Genomic DNA, 15,173 nt, shown 5'->3' on the forward strand with positions numbered 1-15,173 from the left:
GCCCCCTGTCAACGCACCCCGGTATGGCCGAATCCACCCGCGCCCCGCACGCTGTCGGTGAAAGTATCCACCACCTGCAGGCTCACGCGTGCGATCGGAACCACCACCAGCTGCGCGATGCGATCGCCCGGCTCGATGGTGAACACCTCGCGGCCACGGTTCCAGACGCTGATCAGCAGCGGCCCCTGGTAGTCGGCGTCGATCAGGCCGGTGCCGTTGCCCAGCACGATGCCGTGGCGATGGCCCAGCCCCGAGCGCGGCAGGATCACCGCGCACAGGTTCGGGTCGGCGATGTGGATGGCCAGGCCGCTGGGCACCAGCGCGGTGTCGCCCGGCTGCAGGGTCAGCGCGGTATCCAGCGCCGCGCGCAGGTCCATGCCGGCACTGGCCTCGGTGGCATAGGCCGGCAGCGGCCAGCTGTCGCCGAAGCGCGGGTCGAGCAGCTTGACCTGCAGCGGTTGGGAAAGGGATGCCTGGGTCATGCCTGGAGTCTCCGCGCGATCAGCGCCAGCAGTTGTTCGGCCAGCTCGCGCTTGGAGGTGGCCGGGAATACCTGTTCACCGTCCTGCCAGAAGGCCGTGGCGGCATTGTTGTCGCTCTCGAACCCGCCGCCGCTGATGCCCACCTGGTTGGCGATCACCAGGTCCAGGCGCTTGTCGATCAGCTTGCCGCGTGCGTACTTCTCCACGTCGTGGGTCTCGGCGGCGAAGCCGACCACCAGCTTCAGCGACTGGGTCTGCGCCGCCACTTCGGCAAGGATGTCCGGCGTGCGCACCAGCTCGATCACCAGCGACTGGCTGTCAGCGGTCTTCTTCAGCTTCTGCGTGGCAACCTGGCGCGGCGTGTAGTCCGACACCGCGGCGGCACCGATGTAGATGTCGGCAGGCAGGGACGTCAGCACGGCATCGCGCATCTGCGCGGCCGAACGCACATCAATGCGCTGCACGCCCGGCGGCGTCGGCAGCTGTACCGGTCCGCTGACCAGCACCACCTCCGCGCCCAGCGCGGCGGCGGCGGCGGCCAGGGCGAAGCCCATCTTGCCGCTGCTGCGGTTGCCGACGTAGCGCACCGGATCGATGTCTTCGTAGGTCGGGCCGGCGCTGATCAGCAGGCGCAGGCCCTGCAGCGCGCGGGTCTCCGGCGCGGCAACGGCCGCGGCGCTGCCGCCATTGGCGGCCAGCGCGGCCACGATGTCGCCGGGTTCGGCCAGGCGACCGGGGCCAGATTCGCCTTCGGCCAGCGGGCCATCGACCGGGCCGATCACCTGCGCGCCCCGCTGGCGCAGCAGCGCGATGTTGGCCTGGGTGGCCGGATGCAGCCACATGCGATGGTTCATCGCCGGGCAGATCGTCAGCGGCGCGGTGCTGGCCAGGCACAGGGTACTGACCAGGTCATCAGCATGGCCCTGGGCCAGGCGTGCCAGCAGGTCGGCGGTCCCCGGCGCGACCACGATGCGGTCGGCCCAGCGGGCCAGCTCGATGTGGCCCATGGCCTGTTCGGCGGCGCTGTCCCACAGCGTGGTGCGGGTCGGCTGCCCGGACAGGGCCTGGAAGCTGAGGGGGGTGACGAACTGCTGGGCGCCGGCGGTCATCGCCACCTGGACCTGGGCGCCGGCGTCACGCAGCCGCCGCACCAGTTCCAGAGCCTTGTAGGCCGCGATCCCGCCTCCGACGCACAGCAGCAGTTTCTGGCCTTCCAGCGCGCGAACCGGCGCGGGGGAAGCGTTGGGGGAGTCAGCCACCTGGAATTCCTGTGCAAACGAGGGCATTAGCTTACCCGATGGTCGGTAATGTCCCGGTACACGGCGCACATAGCGGGCGGCTATCAGCAGATGGGACTTGGACCACAGCGCTTCCGGGGTTCAGGCCAGTGCGATTCGGAACTTTCCTATACCTGCGGGCCGGCCACGTTTGCAGAATCGTCGGTGGCCACCACAGGTGTGCCGCTTCGCTTTTCGAGGATCCCGCGTGCACCCGCGCATCATCATCGCCGACGACCATCCCGTCGTCCTGCACGGCATCCGCATCGTGCTGCAGACCCACCTGATGGAGGTTGTCGGCAGCGCGCGCGACGGCGCCCAACTGCTGCACCTGGTCGAACGCCACGACTGCGACGCCGTGCTGACCGATCTCTCCATGCCGGGCGACGGTCCCGACGGCGCGGACCTGATCGCTGAACTGCGCGCACGCCACCCCGGCACGCCCGTGGTGGTGCTCACCGGCGCCCGCCACCCCGGCCTGCTCGACGGCCTGCTGCGCGACGGGGTCGGCGGCCTGGTCGACAAATGCGCCGATTTCGGCGAGTTGCCGCAGGCGCTGAACGCCGCCCTGGCAGGCCAGGTATTCGTCTCGCAGCAGCTGCGCCACCACCTGCAGGCGCGCGACCTGATGTTCGCGCGCGAACCGGCCGCGCTGTCGGCCCGCGAGCAGGAAGTACTGGACCTGCTGGCCGCCGGGCTGAAGGTGAACGCCATCGCCGTCCACTGCGGACGCAGCCCGAAGACGATCAGCCGGCAGAAGGCCGAAGCCAAGCGCAAGCTGGGCCTGCAGAACAACCAGGAACTGTTCGCCTACCTGCAGTCGCGGCGCGGCTGAGGCAACGGCCGACCCTGGCATGCGTGCTGCCCCGATGGGACGCCTCACCCGCACCGGCGATGATGCAGGCATGCCCATCCATGACTGGCCCAAACAGGAACGTCCCCGCGAGAAGCTGCTCGCCCGCGGCCCCGCCACCTTGTCCGACGCCGAGCTGCTGGCGCTGTTCCTCGGCTCGGGCTTCGGCGGGCGCGACGCGGTGCAGACCGCGCGCGACCTGCTGCAGGCGCATGGCCCGCTGCGCGTGCTGCTGGACCGCCCGGCCCGGGAGCTGGCCCGGCTGCCTGGGCTGGGCCCGGCGCGCAGCTGTGCCCTGGCCGCCGGGCTGGAACTGGCCCAGCGCTACCTGGCTGCCGAGCTGCAGCAGGGCGAGGCGGTCGGCAACAATCCCGTCGCGGTGGGCCGTTACCTGCAGCACCGCCTGCGCGGCCAGGCCCGCGAGATCTTCATGGCGCTGTTCCTCGACAACCGCCACCGCCTGATCGCCTGCGAGGAGCTGTTCCAGGGCACCATCAACGCCGCGCCGGTCTATCCCCGCGAGGTGGTGCGGCGCGCCCTGCTGCACAACGCGGCGGCGGTGATCCTCAGCCACAACCACCCCTCCGGCGACCCGGAGCCCTCCGGCGCCGATACCCGCATCACCGACGAACTGCAGCAGGCGCTGGCCCTGGTGGACGTGCGCCTGCTGGACCACTTCGTGGTCGGCGAGGGCCGCCCCGTTTCATTTGCTGAACGAGGGCTGCTGTCCCCGCCCCAGCCGCGCCTGTTCGGCTGAGCCGCGCCCGCCAGGCGCGGGCGGGGCCCCCACAGGCATGTTCTGGTCAGCGTGGGCGCGGGCATCTGCGCTAAAATGGGCGATTCCGCCGCTCATTCTCACAGCAGGCCTCGTGAAAAATCTCCTCCGCGCCCTGATCAGCCAAGGCATCGAAGCCTTGCGCGCCAATGGCACCCTGCCCGCCGACTCCCTGCCGCCGGACTTCGTGGTCGAGCGCCCGAAGACCCGTGACCACGGCGACTTCGCCACCAACGCCGCGATGCTGCTGGCCAAGGCCGCGCGCAGCAATCCGCGCGCACTGGCGCAGGCGCTGGTCGAGGCGCTGCCGCGCAGCGAGGACGTCAGCAAGGTCGAGATCGCCGGTCCCGGCTTCATCAACTTCCACCTGGCTCCGGCCGCGTACCAGCGCGAAGCCGCCTCGGTCATCAAGGAAGGCCACGATTACGGCCGCAACCTCTCCGGCAACGGCCGCACGGTGGGCGTGGAATACGTCTCGGCCAACCCGACCGGCCCGCTGCACGTCGGCCATGGCCGCGCAGCGGCCATCGGCGACTGCGTGGCCCGCGTGCTCGATGCCAACGGCTGGAATGCCAAGCGCGAGTTCTACTACAACGACGCCGGCGTGCAGATCGAGAACCTGGCGCTGTCCACCCAGGCGCGGATCAAGGGCATCGCACCCGATCAGGACGGCTGGCCGGAAGGCGGCTACCGCGGTGAGTACATTGCCGATGTCGCCCGCGCCTACATGGCCGGTGCCAGCGTCGATCTGGAAGGCAGCATCGTGGTCGGCGCCAAGGACCCGGACGACATGCAGGCGATCCGTCGTTTCGCGGTGGCTTACCTGCGCAACGAGCAGAACCTGGACCTGGCCGCGTTCGGTGTCGACTTCGACATCTACTTCCTGGAAAGCTCGCTGTACGCCGACGGCAAGGTCGCCGAAGCCGTGGCCAAGCTGCAGGCGTCCGGCCACACCTATGAGGAAGGCGGCGCGCTGTGGCTGCGCAGTACCGACTTCGGTGACGACAAGGACCGCGTGATGCGCAAGTCCGACGGCACCTTCACCTACTTCGTGCCGGACGTGGCCTACCACCTGTCCAAGTGGCAGCGCGGCTATGAGCGCGCGATCACCGAACTCGGCGCCGACCACCACGGTTCGCTGGCACGCGTGCGCGCCGGCCTGCAGGCGCTGGAAGTGGGCATCCCGCAGGGCTGGCCGGAATACGTGCTGCACCAGATGGTCACCGTGATGCGCGGCGGCGAGGAAGTGAAGCTGTCCAAGCGTGCCGGCAGCTACTTCACCCTGCGCGACCTGATCGAGGAAGCCGGCCGCGATGCCACCCGCTGGTTCCTGATCGCGCGCAAGCCCGATTCGCAGCTGACCTTCGACATCGACCTGGCCCGCCAGCAGAGCAACGACAACCCGGTGTTCTACGTGCAGTACGCGCACGCCCGCGTGTGCAGCCTGCTGCGCCAGGCACAGGAAAAGGGCCTGGTCTACGAGCAGGGCGATGGCCTGGCCAATCTCGGCCGCCTGGCCGACGACGCCTCGCTGCTGCTGATGAACGAGATCTCGCGGTACCCGGAAGTGGTGGAAGCGGCCGGCGTGGCGCTGGAGCCGCACCTGGTGGCGCAATACCTGCGTGAATTGGCGCATGCCTTCCACACGTGGTATCACGGGACGCCGGTGCTGGTGGACGACGCCGCCGACCGCAACGCCAAGCTGACCCTGGCCTGCGCGGCGCGCCAGGTGCTGGCCAATGGCCTCGAACTCCTGGGCGTGAGCGCCCCGGAAAAAATGTAAGCATCAGGAGACGCAGTACACATGGCAGCACGACGCGGCAAAAGCCAGGCACGACGCAACAGCAGCAGCCAGGGCACACCCGGATGGGTGTGGCTGGTGGCCGGTGTGGCGATCGCCGCCGTGGTGTTCCTGGCGGCGCCGAACCTGTTCAAGGGCGATGGCGATGGTTTCCTGCGCGCCGGCCCGCAGCCGAACCCGAACGCGCAGCCGGCCCCGGTCGCTGATGCCGACAGCGATGTCGGTGGCCAGCCGGCCGCACCGCCGGCCACGCCGAAGCCGGCCGAGGCGGAGAAGCCCGCCGCGACGCAGTACGACTTCTACACCCTGCTGCCGGGCAAGGAAGTGGAAATGTCCGACGCCGAACTGGCCGCCAGCGCGCGCGCCGAGGACCAGCGCCGGGCCAAGGCGGAAGCGTCGCGCGCGCAAGCCGCGCTGGAGGGCAAGCCGGTACCGCCCGCCAGCTCCGCCCCCGCGGCAACCGCCAGCGTCGCCAGCACCGCACCGGCGGCCGCCGCCAGCCGCCCGCTGCCGGCACCGCTGAGCGAGCGCCCGACGGCGGCAACGCCGCCGGCCAGCACCGCGCCGGCGTCCACCAGCACGGCGGCCACCCCGGCGGCACCGCGGGCGGAGACCGCGCCGGCAACGGCCGCTGCCGCACCAGCGGCCGCCGACAACGCCCGCTACATCCTGCAGGCAGGCGCCTTCGGTGCCTCCGGCGACGCCGAAGCCACCAAGGCCAAGCTGGCGATGATGGGCCTGGCCGCACGCGTGGAGTCGGCGCAGATCAACGGCAAGACCGTGTACCGCGTGCGCATGGGGCCGTACGGCAGCGCCAGCGAACTGTCCGAAGCCAAGCAGAAGCTGGACGGCACCGGCCTGCAGGCGATGGCGATCAAGGCGCAGTGAGGCTGCCGATCTGAATGAAAAAAGCCGGGCAGTGCCCGGCTTTTTTTTGTTCCTGCTGAGTCGAGCATGGCTCGACTTTACATACGGCGTCAGCCCTCGCGGGCAACCTGGAAACCGGCGAACGACTGGCTGACCGGCATCAGCTCCAGGCGATTGATGTTCAGGTGCGGGGGCAGCGTGGCCACCCAGAAGATCTGTTCGGCGATGTCTTCGGCCGTCATTGGATTGGCACCGCTGTACAGCTTGTCCGAGGCGTTCTGGTCGCCATGGGTGCGGACCACGGTGAACTCGGTCTCGGCCATCCCCGGCTCGATCGTGGTCACGCGCACGCCGGTGCCGTGCAGGTCCGAGCGCAGGCCGAGCGAGAACTGGCTGACGAAGGCCTTGGTACCGCCGTAGGCATTGCCGCCCGGGTACGGGTAGACACCGGCCACCGACGAAATGTTGATGATCGCGCCCTTGCGCTCCACCAGCTGCGGCAACAGGCGGTGGGTCAGGGTCACCAGCGCGGTGATGTTGGTGTCGATCATCGTGGTCCAGTCCGACAGCCTGGCGCTCTGTGCCGGTGCCGTGCCCTGCGCCAGGCCCGCGTTGTTGACCAGCAGGTCGATCTCGCCGAAGGCCGGCGGCAGCGCCAGCATCGCCGCTTCCATCGCCACCGCGTCGCGGATATCGAAGGCGGCGGCGTGCACCACGTCCTTGCCGTAGCGCTCGACCAGCGGCTGCAGGCGTTCACTGCGGCGGCCGGTGGCGATCACCTTCCAGCCCGCCTGGGCGAAGCGGTGGACAGCGGCGGCGCCGAAGCCGGACGTGGCGCCGGTAATCAGGACAGTGCGGGTCATCAGGCAACTCCAGGGGAAAAACCAGACCCCCATTCTGGCACCGTCGGTTGGTCTCTGTGTTGCCCGATCAGCCAGATCCGGGGTCAGATCCCCCTTGCTCCGCAAAGCGATCTGACCCCCAGCTGCAGGGTGACCGGTACAATCGGGCCATGATCAACAACGATGTCCTGCGCAGCGTGCGCTATTCCCTGGACCTGGGTGACCAGCACGTGGTCGCCCTGTGCCAGATGGCCGATCCGGCCTTCACCGTGGATACCGAACAGGTGAAAGCCTGGCTGCGCCGCGAGGACGAAGCCGGTTTCGAGGCGATGAACGACAGCGCGCTGGCGCACTTCCTCGACGGCCTGATCGTGCACCTGCGCGGACGCGACGAGAGCCAGCCGCAGCGGGCGGTGGAAACCCGCATCGACAACAACCTGGTGCTGAAGAAGCTGCGGGTGGCCTTCCAGCTGCGCGACGTGGACCTGATGGAGATCTTCGCCAGCGCCGGCTTCAACGTGTCCAAGTCCGAAGTCGGCGCGCTGTTCCGCCAGCCCGGGCACGCCAACTACCGGCGCTGCCTGGACCAGATGCTGCGCAACTTCCTCAAGGGCCTGAGCCTGCGCCTGCGCGGCTGAGCACCGCCTCGACGAAGGCGCGCGCAGCCGGCGCCGGCAGTCGCTGCCAGACCAGGTGCACGCGCCGGGTCGGGGTCGGCTGCAGTGGAATCCGCACCACGCCCTCGAAGCCGTCGGCGATCGACGCCGGCACGATGCCGACGGCCAGCCCATGGCGGACGAAGCGTTCGACCAGTTCCATCAGGTTGACCTCGAAACGCACCGCGTGCGGCACGCCAGCGGCGGCGAACGCATCGTCGGTCTGCCGGCGCGCACCGGTGCCGCGCGGGAAGTCGACCAGCGCCTCATCCTGCAGCGCGGTCAATGGCAGGCGCGGCTGCCCGGCCAGGCGATGCGACGGCGCCAGCACGGCCACCAGATCCTCCTCCTGCAGCATCTGGTGGCAGACCCCATCCAGGGGTGCCGAGGGTGCCAGCCCGACCAATGCCACATCCAGCGCGCGCGACTGCACCTGCGCGATCAGGTCCTCACTCCTGTCCACCCGCAACTGGAATTCCACCTGCGGGTGCACCTGCTGGAACGCCGCGAGCATCGCCACCAGGTCGATGCCGGCCAGCGAGGAGATCTGCCCAATGGCCAGCAGTCCGCGTACCTCGCCGCTGACGGCGGCCACGTCGGCGCGCAGGTGGCGCAGGCTGGCCTGCACCTGGCGCGCATGCACCAGCAACGCCTCGCCGGCCGCGGTGGCCCGTACCTGGCGCGGCAGGCGCTCGAACAGCGTGACACCCAGTTCCTGCTCCAGATGGGCGATCTGGTGGCTGAGCGCGGACTGCACCACGTGGCAGCGTTCGGCGGCACGGGTGAAATTGCCCTCTTCGGCCAGGGCCACGGCGAACTCCAGCTGCTTGAGATTCATCCTGCTATCTTATTTTCAGATGACACGGATGATGATGATTCATTTCCATCATGTCCGCAGCAGGCGGACACTGTGTACCCCACTTGCTGGAACACCGCGTGAGTCCGTCGCTCCCCCCTCTGCACCGCTGGCAGGTGCTGCTGATGTCGGTTGCCACCGGCGTGGCCGTGGCCAGCAACTACTATGCGCAGCCACTGCTGCACACCATCGCCGACGCGTTCGGCGTGCCGTTCGGCCAGGCCGGCATGGTGGTCACCGCCGCGCAGCTGAGCTATGCCGCCGGCCTGATCCTTCTGGTGCCGCTGGGCGACCTGTTCGAACGCCGGCGCCTGATCGTGGTGATGAGCCTGCTGTCGGCCGGCGGGCTGGTGATCAGTGCCTGCGCACCGTCGCTGACCTGGTTGCTGGTGGGCACCGCGATCACCGGCCTGTTCTCGGTGGTGGCCCAGGTGCTGGTGCCGTTCGCGGCCACGCTGGCGGCACCGGAACACCGTGGCCGCGTGGTCGGCACGCTGATGAGTGGCCTGCTGCTGGGCATCCTGCTGGCGCGCACCGTGGCCGGATTGCTGTCCAGCCTGGGTGACTGGCGTCTGGTGTATGCGATCGCCGCCGGCGCCCTGGTGCTGACTGCACTGGCACTGCAGCGCGGCCTGCCCCGCTTCCACCACAGTGCAGGGCTGGGCTATTTCGCGTTGCTGCGTTCGATCGGCGTGCTGTTCGTGCAGGAACCGGTGCTGCGCCAGCGCACCCTGCTGGGCGCCTGCAGCTTCGCCATGTTCGCGATCTTCTGGACACCGCTCGCGTTCCTGCTGGCACAGCCGCCCTACGGCTACAGCGACGCGACGATCGGCCTGTTCGGGCTGGTGGGTGCGGCCGGCACGCTGGCCGCCGGCCTGGCCGGCCGCATGTCCGACCGTGGCCAGAGCGGTCGCGCCACCGCCATCGCCCTGGTGCTGTTGCTGCTGTCGTGGCTGCCGCTGGGGCTGTCGTCGCACTCGTTGTTGGCACTGCTGATCGGCGTGGTGGTGCTGGACATGGCCGCGCAGCTCCTGCACGTCAGCAACCAGAACCTGATCTACGCACTGCAGCCTGCGGCGCGCAACCGCCTCAATGCCGGCTACATGACCGGCTACTTCATCGGCGGCTCGCTGGGTTCACTGCTGTCGGCACAGGTCTACCCGCGCTTCGGCTGGACCGGCGTGTGCGTGGCCGGTACCGCCGTGGCCGTGCTGGCGCTGCTGCTGTGGCTGCCCGGCGCGCTGCGTGCGCGCCAGGCGGCATCGTCGAACTAGAAGCTGCCCTGCAGCGCCAGCTCCCAGCGTCCACCGGCATTGCCCGGGAACAGGCGCTTGGCGGCGTTGTCGGTGTCATGCACGGTGGCGCGCAGCTCCCATGCCGGGGTCAGCGTGGCAATGGCACTGAGCTGGCCATGCAGGTAATCCGGGCCCTGTGCGGTGGCCAGCCAGTACTGGCCCACCGCCGCTTCCAGGCGGAAGCGTTCATGCAGCGGCACACGCACGCCCAGCTGGGCATAAGTGCCGCGATGTCCGCCGGCCAGTGCATCGTTGGAATGGGCGACCTGCAGCCAGGCACGCTGCTTCCAGGTCGCGGTGGTGCTGAGCTCGGTCCAGTCCAGCGCGCGGCCGGTGCCCGGGTACACATAGCGGGTCAGGTTGGCATCCAGGGTCCAGTCCGGTGCCAGCGCGCCGGACCAGCCTGCCACCAGATCGAACTCGCTGCGCGCGCCATTGTCCGGTTTGAACGAGACGTTGGAACCCCAGACGCTGGCGTACCACCCCGATGCGATCGCGATCTTCGCGCCGGCCTGTACTGCCGGGTCGCCCTCGCTCTGCGAACTGCCGCGCCACACGTAATCGCTGGTCAATGCGGCGCTGCCACTGGCCTGCACCTGTGCCTGCGCGCTGCCGATCCCGAGCAGCCCTGCCAGTGCGGCCACCACCGCCGCCATCATCCCCTTGCTGTTCACTGCACTGTGTTCCTCGTCGAAGGCGGTCGCGCCGCCGGGACGGCAGTGTCGGGCGCGTGCCCGTAACGGATCGAGGGTGCTGCCCGGCCGGCGGCGCAAATTCGGCGTAAATCCCGTGGATCGGGGCCATGTGCCAGCGACGCGGTATCATGGCGCCCTGTTTCCAGGAACCAACCGCGTGGACGCCATCCTGACCCCGGTATCGATCGGCGAGCTGATCGACAAGATCACCATTCTCCAGATCAAGGCCGAACGCATCGACGACGCCGCCAAGCTGGCCAACGTGCGCACCGAGCTGGACGGCCTGCTGCCCCTGTTGCAGCAGCAGTTGCAGGCACAGCCGGCGCTGGCCGCGCTGCAGCAGCAGTTGAAGGCGATCAACGAGCGCATGTGGGACATCCAGGACCAGCTGCGCGACAAGGAAGCGGCGCAGGTGTTCGACGATGCGTTCATCCAGCTGGCACGCGGCGTGTATGGCACCAATGGCGAACGCGTGCAGGTGAAGAACGAGATCAACCGCGTGGCCGGTTCGGCGCTGGTGGAAGAGAAGCAGTACCAGGGCGAGTGAGCGCGCTCATCCGCATTCCAGCAGCTGCCGGAAGCGGAACAGGTCGCCGTCGCCGCGGATGCCGAGCTTGCGGTAGGCCGAGGTTTTCTGCGAACTGATCGTGCTGGCCGAGCGCCCTGACCGCAGGGCCATTTCGCTGGTGCTGAACCCTTTCAGCACCAGCCCAAGCACTTCACGTTCGCGCCGGCTCAGTGGCGCCAGCGTGGGCGCCGGCATCCTGCGGGTGCGTGGCAGGTTGAGTGCCGCACGCAGCTCCGGAGGCACGAAGCGCCCTCCGCGGGCGACCACGTCGATCGCGCGCAGCAGCAGGTCCGGCGGCGTCGACTTGGACAGGAAGCCACGCGCGCCGGCACGCATGGCGGTCGTTACCGTACTGGCATTGCAGTGCGCCGAAAGCACCAGTACCAGCAGTGCCGGCCAGCGCTGCGACAGCACGTGCAACAGCGCCATGCCATCGCCCAGGTTGCCCATCGGCAACGCATCGATCAGCAGCAGGTCGACGCAGCGTGGACTGCGCTGCAGCAGCTGCAGCAGATGGGCCTCGCTGGACAGGCTCACCCGGACCTGTACGCCACTGTGCTGGCGCAGCAGCACTTCCACGCCCAACCGCAGCACAGGATGCGGGTCCAGCAGCGCCAGGCGGCATGGCCGATCAGGCAGCAGGGGCGGGAGAGTGGGCGGCATCGCGGCATGTCCAGGCAACATGGGGCATCCACCGTAGGCCGGTGCCCGCAGCGGCGGAATCCAATTCCTTGCAATGCCCGGCCCGCGCACGCCACCAGTCAGATGGCATTTCGTTTTTGCATCCCCGCAAATGCAACAGGCCCGGCAAATGCCGGGCCTGTCGAAGCGTCTGCAGCGCGGAATCGCGCCGAGGGCGCAATTACCAGCTGAAGCGCGGGCCGACGGTGTATTCCTTGTCGCCGTGGCGGTTCATCTTCAGCTCGCCGTTCAGGCCCCAGTTCTGGTTCAGCTTGACCTGACCACCCAGGCGGCCGTACCACTGGCCATCCGGATTGACGCCGTGCTTCTTGGCGTAGTCTTCGTAGCCGACCATGCCGTAGACCTCGGCGTGGGCGCCAAAGGCGGTGCGGATACCGGCTTCAGCGCTGTAGCCGTTGAAGTCCAGGCCGTGCTTCGGGTCGAACTTCTGGTAGGCGACGCGGGCAACGAAGTCGGTGGTCGGCGCGATTTCGACGTTGTAGCCGGCACCGATCTTCCACTGGTCAACCTTCAGGTTGGTGTGGTCGATTTCCTGGCGGCTGTACTCGCCGAAGGCGTGGAAGTTCGGCAGGAAGCCGTACGAACCCTTCACGCCCCAGCCGTCGGCCTTGATGCCTTCAACGTCGGTCTTGGCGTAGTCGGCTTCGGCGTAGTTGTAGGACAGGTTCTCAGCAGCCGAGGCGGTGAACGGCAGGGCAGCGGCCAGGGCCAGAGCAATCAGCGAATTCTTCATGGGGGTACACCTTTACTTTCTTATGGTGTGCAGCAGCGCCAGGGCGCCATCGCATCGGGAATGTAAATTCTCCGTTATTCGCCACAACGCTCCCTGAAAACAGCAGTCTTCGCATTGCTGAATTTTCTGGCTTGATTCAGGCTCTATCTGGCATACGCGCGCGCCGCGCGTGCATTCTGCTTCCAGCTTTCACCCACCTTTCCCCCGATGTCGATCCGCGATGCCCGGGTTCGTCGGTTACTTGAAGACCGTGCATGCGGCACGGTCCATGCGGAGGCAGGCAATGAGCTACATCGATGGTTTCGTCCTGGCGGTACCCACCGCCAACAAGGAGAAGTTCCTCGCCCATGCGCGCGCCGGCGACGTGGTGTTCATCGAATACGGCGCGCTGCGCGTGGTTGAGTGCTGGGGTGACGACGTACCGCACGGCAAGACCACCGACTTCTTCGGCGCGGTGAAAGCCACGCCGGAGGAGACGGTGGTGTTTTCCTGGATCGAATGGCCGGACAAGCCGACCCGCGACGCCGGCATGAAGAAGATGATGGAGGACCCACGGCTGGATCCGGCGAAGAATCCGATGCCGTTCGACGGTGCGCGGATGATCTACGGTGGCTTCGTGCCGATCTACGAGCTGACGCGCTGAAGCCGGCGGACGTGCTCAGCGCGCGTCCGTTTCATCGCTGCCAGCGGCATGGCCGGCGCCCAGTGCGGCGCCGGCGCCGAGGCCCATGCCGCCCATCCCGGCGCCCATGCCGCCCCCGCCGCCCGCACGCCCGCTCCTGGCATCGCCATCATTGCGGCCCTTGCCACCGCCACTGGCACCAGGCCGGGTCGGGCCCTGCGGTGGAATCTTCAGGTCGGCCGGAATCGGGGCGAGGCCCAGTGCTTCGCGCACGAAGTCACGCAGCGACACCACCAGTTCGTGGGTATGCACCGGGCGCCCCTGCGCCAGTTCATGGGCGGCACGCGCGGCCAGCCGCACCTGTTCGTCGGTGCCCAGCAACAGGATGTCCGACAATGCGGCTTCGACCGCGTCACGGATGCGCCGCGCGCGGTCCGAGCGCGGCTCGGCGATGGCTTCGGCACCTTCGCGCTGGCCCAGGTCGCGACGATGGCGCGGATCCACGCCCAGCTCGCCGGTGAACGAACCACCGAGGGTCTTGTAGGCCGCCATCAGCGTGCGCAGCCGCTCGTTGATCTGCCGGTTCTCGCGCTCGCGGCGCTGCTGCAGGGTCTGCATCACCAGCAGGCGGATGCCCACGCCCAGCAGGGTGATCAGGACCAGGCCGGCCAACGTGGACAGCACGCCCTGCCAGGAACTGAAGTCGATACCGCGCATGCGTGGGCTCCGGCGGGAAGAACCTGCATCTTGCCCCAGTCCCTGCCCCGGAAACGCGAAGGCCCCGCCACCCGGTGGGCGGCAGGGCCTTCGGTCACGGCGCGATTACTTGCGCTTGGCGACCTTGCGCACGGCCTTGGCCGGCGCCTTCTTGGCAGCGACCTTCTTCAGCGGCGCAGTCTTCTTGGCGACCGTCTTGCGGGTGGCGGCGACCTTCTTGCCCACCGCCTTCTTGGCGACGGCGGTCTTCTTGCCGACAACCTTCTTGGCAGCGGCGGTCTTCTTGCCGACGGCCTTCTTGGCAACAGCAGCCTTCTTGCCGACCACCTTCTTGGCGGCTGCGGTCTTCTTGGTAGCGACCTTCTTGGTGGCGGCAACCTTCTTGCCGACAACCTTCTTCGCAGCCACGGCCTTCTTGCCGGCGACCTTCTTGGCGGCAACGGTCTTCTTGGCCACAGCCTTCCTGGCGGTGGCGACCTTCTTGCCAACCACCTTCTTGGCGGCCGCGGTCTTCTTGGCAACGGTCTTCTTCGCGACGGCGGCCTTCTTGGTGGCGGCCTTCTTCACGGTGGCGACCTTCTTGCCGGCAGCCTGGGTGGCGGCCTTGGTGGTCTTCTTGGCGGCGGCAGCCTTCTTGGTCACGGCCTTGCCCGCGGCGGCCTTCTTCTTGGCCACTTCCTTCTTCAGGGCAGCGGCTTCGGCCTTGGCGTTCTGCTTGGCCGCTTCCAGCTTCTTCTTGGCGTTGGCAACGGTCTTGCCGACCGACTTGGCGGCCTTCTCGGCCTTCTTGGCCACGGTCTTCTCGACCTTGGCGACAGCCTTCCTGGCCTTGGCAACGCGGGTGCCGGCCGCCTTGGTGGCGCGCTTGACGGTCTTCTTGACCGACTTCACTGCGTCTTCGGCAGCGTGGGCGATGGTCTCGCCAACGTTGGTGGCGGTTTCTTTGACGTTCTCGACGGCGTCGGTCACGACCGACACACCATTACCGTTGCTCATGTTGCCCTCCTGCGGGCCTTAAGTATCAAAACGGGGCGATGCTATACCGACATTGACGATCGTGGAACGGGGCATGCGCCCGCAATCGCATCTGCTGCGACACCGATGGTGTACGCAGCCGTCCCCACCATCGCCTGCGCTTTGCAGCAAACCCCTTTTTTTCAGCGATGTGCCGCGCCCATCGCGTGGTGTCCGGCAGGCCCCGCGCGTGCCCGCGCGAAGGCGGCAGCCTGTACGCGCCGTGGCGCATTGCGGCGCCGGCTTGCGCGGAACTGCGCAAGGTTCGGCTGCGGCCGGCGCGCTCGGCGATCGCCTTCGGTGGCTCGCGAATCCGCTGCCCGGTGTGTCGCTACGGCCCTGTTTCCGCCCCTGCCGCCGACGTCCAGGCACGCCGTTTTCATGGCGCATTTATCCAGATCGCGACACACTCATTCAG

General features: G+C 68.3%; 17 protein-coding genes. 8 read left to right on the plus strand and 9 right to left on the minus strand.

What is annotated here, in order from left to right:
- Positions 1 to 8: 8 nt before the first annotated feature.
- Both dut and coaBC read right to left on the minus strand, forming a co-directional pair.
- Entirely contained in the window at positions 9 to 482 is a 474-nt protein-coding gene (gene dut / locus BLS66_RS18285) for a dUTP diphosphatase (RefSeq protein WP_049465935.1), read from the minus strand.
- On the minus strand, positions 479 to 1,768 hold the full coding sequence (gene coaBC / locus BLS66_RS18290) for a bifunctional phosphopantothenoylcysteine decarboxylase/phosphopantothenate--cysteine ligase CoaBC (RefSeq protein ID WP_229766869.1): 1,290 nt from the start codon (positions 1,766 to 1,768) through the stop codon (positions 479 to 481). Before coaBC ends, dut begins: the two co-directional genes overlap by 4 nt.
- 199 nt (positions 1,769 to 1,967) lie before the next feature.
- Here coaBC and BLS66_RS18295 point away from each other — a divergent pair, with 199 nt between their 5' ends.
- From BLS66_RS18295 to BLS66_RS18310, 4 genes are all read left to right on the plus strand, one after another.
- Entirely contained in the window at positions 1,968 to 2,594 is a 627-nt protein-coding gene (locus BLS66_RS18295) for a response regulator (RefSeq protein WP_049465939.1), read from the plus strand.
- A gap of 70 nt (positions 2,595 to 2,664) precedes the next feature.
- Positions 2,665 to 3,369, plus strand: coding sequence for a RadC family protein (gene radC, locus BLS66_RS18300; RefSeq protein WP_074726525.1), 705 nt, complete (start codon positions 2,665 to 2,667; stop codon positions 3,367 to 3,369).
- Between the two features lie 112 nt (positions 3,370 to 3,481).
- Positions 3,482 to 5,170: an arginine--tRNA ligase gene (gene argS, locus BLS66_RS18305; RefSeq protein WP_049465941.1), complete on the plus strand. Its 1,689-nt coding sequence runs from the start codon at positions 3,482 to 3,484 to the stop codon at positions 5,168 to 5,170.
- 21 nt (positions 5,171 to 5,191) lie between these two features.
- Complete coding sequence (locus BLS66_RS18310) at positions 5,192 to 6,076, plus strand: SPOR domain-containing protein (protein ID WP_057495236.1); 885 nt, start codon at positions 5,192 to 5,194, stop codon at positions 6,074 to 6,076.
- Between the two features lie 89 nt (positions 6,077 to 6,165).
- On the opposite strand, the gene BLS66_RS18315 is transcribed toward BLS66_RS18310, so the two are convergent.
- On the minus strand, positions 6,166 to 6,918 hold the full coding sequence (locus BLS66_RS18315) for an SDR family NAD(P)-dependent oxidoreductase (RefSeq protein WP_074726487.1): 753 nt from the start codon (positions 6,916 to 6,918) through the stop codon (positions 6,166 to 6,168).
- A gap of 149 nt (positions 6,919 to 7,067) precedes the next feature.
- Here BLS66_RS18315 and BLS66_RS18320 point away from each other — a divergent pair, with 149 nt between their 5' ends.
- Complete coding sequence (locus BLS66_RS18320) at positions 7,068 to 7,535, plus strand: YehS family protein (protein WP_049465947.1); 468 nt, start codon at positions 7,068 to 7,070, stop codon at positions 7,533 to 7,535.
- Here BLS66_RS18320 and BLS66_RS18325 read toward each other — a convergent pair.
- Positions 7,504 to 8,391 carry a LysR family transcriptional regulator gene (locus BLS66_RS18325; protein ID WP_049465949.1) on the minus strand — a complete coding sequence of 296 codons (888 nt, stop codon included), beginning with the start codon at positions 8,389 to 8,391 and terminating at the stop codon, positions 7,504 to 7,506. The genes BLS66_RS18320 and BLS66_RS18325 overlap by 32 nt on opposite strands.
- Before the next feature lie 143 nt (positions 8,392 to 8,534).
- On the opposite strand from BLS66_RS18325, the gene BLS66_RS18330 reads away from it, so the two are divergent.
- Entirely contained in the window at positions 8,535 to 9,683 is a 1,149-nt protein-coding gene (locus tag BLS66_RS18330) for an MFS transporter (protein ID WP_370596945.1), read from the plus strand.
- Here BLS66_RS18330 and BLS66_RS18335 read toward each other — a convergent pair.
- Positions 9,680 to 10,378 (minus strand): TorF family putative porin, encoded by a 699-nt coding sequence (locus tag BLS66_RS18335; RefSeq protein WP_049465953.1) that lies wholly within the window; start codon positions 10,376 to 10,378, stop codon positions 9,680 to 9,682. The genes BLS66_RS18330 and BLS66_RS18335 overlap by 4 nt on opposite strands.
- Before the next feature lie 178 nt (positions 10,379 to 10,556).
- Here BLS66_RS18335 and BLS66_RS18340 point away from each other — a divergent pair, with 178 nt between their 5' ends.
- Positions 10,557 to 10,946 (plus strand): DUF6165 family protein, encoded by a 390-nt coding sequence (locus BLS66_RS18340; RefSeq protein WP_010486915.1) that lies wholly within the window; start codon positions 10,557 to 10,559, stop codon positions 10,944 to 10,946.
- A 6-nt stretch (positions 10,947 to 10,952) separates the two neighbouring features.
- Here BLS66_RS18340 and BLS66_RS18345 read toward each other — a convergent pair whose 3' ends face one another.
- Both BLS66_RS18345 and BLS66_RS18350 read right to left on the minus strand, forming a co-directional pair.
- Complete coding sequence (locus tag BLS66_RS18345; RefSeq protein WP_074726489.1) at positions 10,953 to 11,630, minus strand: response regulator transcription factor; 678 nt, start codon at positions 11,628 to 11,630, stop codon at positions 10,953 to 10,955.
- A gap of 199 nt (positions 11,631 to 11,829) precedes the next feature.
- The gene (locus tag BLS66_RS18350; RefSeq protein WP_049465959.1) at positions 11,830 to 12,402 is read right to left on the minus strand and encodes an OmpO family porin; all 573 of its coding nucleotides are present in this window, start codon (positions 12,400 to 12,402) and stop codon (positions 11,830 to 11,832) included.
- 283 nt (positions 12,403 to 12,685) lie between these two features.
- Between BLS66_RS18350 and BLS66_RS18355 the strand changes: the two genes are divergently transcribed.
- Positions 12,686 to 13,045 carry a DUF1428 domain-containing protein gene (locus tag BLS66_RS18355; RefSeq protein WP_053461947.1) on the plus strand — a complete coding sequence of 120 codons (360 nt, stop codon included), beginning with the start codon at positions 12,686 to 12,688 and terminating at the stop codon, positions 13,043 to 13,045.
- Between the two features lie 15 nt (positions 13,046 to 13,060).
- On the opposite strand, the gene BLS66_RS18360 is transcribed toward BLS66_RS18355, so the two are convergent.
- Both BLS66_RS18360 and BLS66_RS18365 read right to left on the minus strand, forming a co-directional pair.
- A complete protein-coding gene (locus tag BLS66_RS18360) occupies positions 13,061 to 13,741 on the minus strand; it encodes a hypothetical protein (RefSeq protein WP_074726490.1) in 681 nt (226 codons plus the stop codon).
- Between the two features lie 105 nt (positions 13,742 to 13,846).
- Positions 13,847 to 14,737: a histone gene (locus BLS66_RS18365; RefSeq protein ID WP_074726491.1), complete on the minus strand. Its 891-nt coding sequence runs from the start codon at positions 14,735 to 14,737 to the stop codon at positions 13,847 to 13,849.
- Positions 14,738 to 15,173 lie beyond the last annotated feature (436 nt).

This window comes from Stenotrophomonas pavanii, assembly GCF_900101175.1.
Lineage (GTDB): Bacteria > Pseudomonadota > Gammaproteobacteria > Xanthomonadales > Xanthomonadaceae > Stenotrophomonas > Stenotrophomonas pavanii.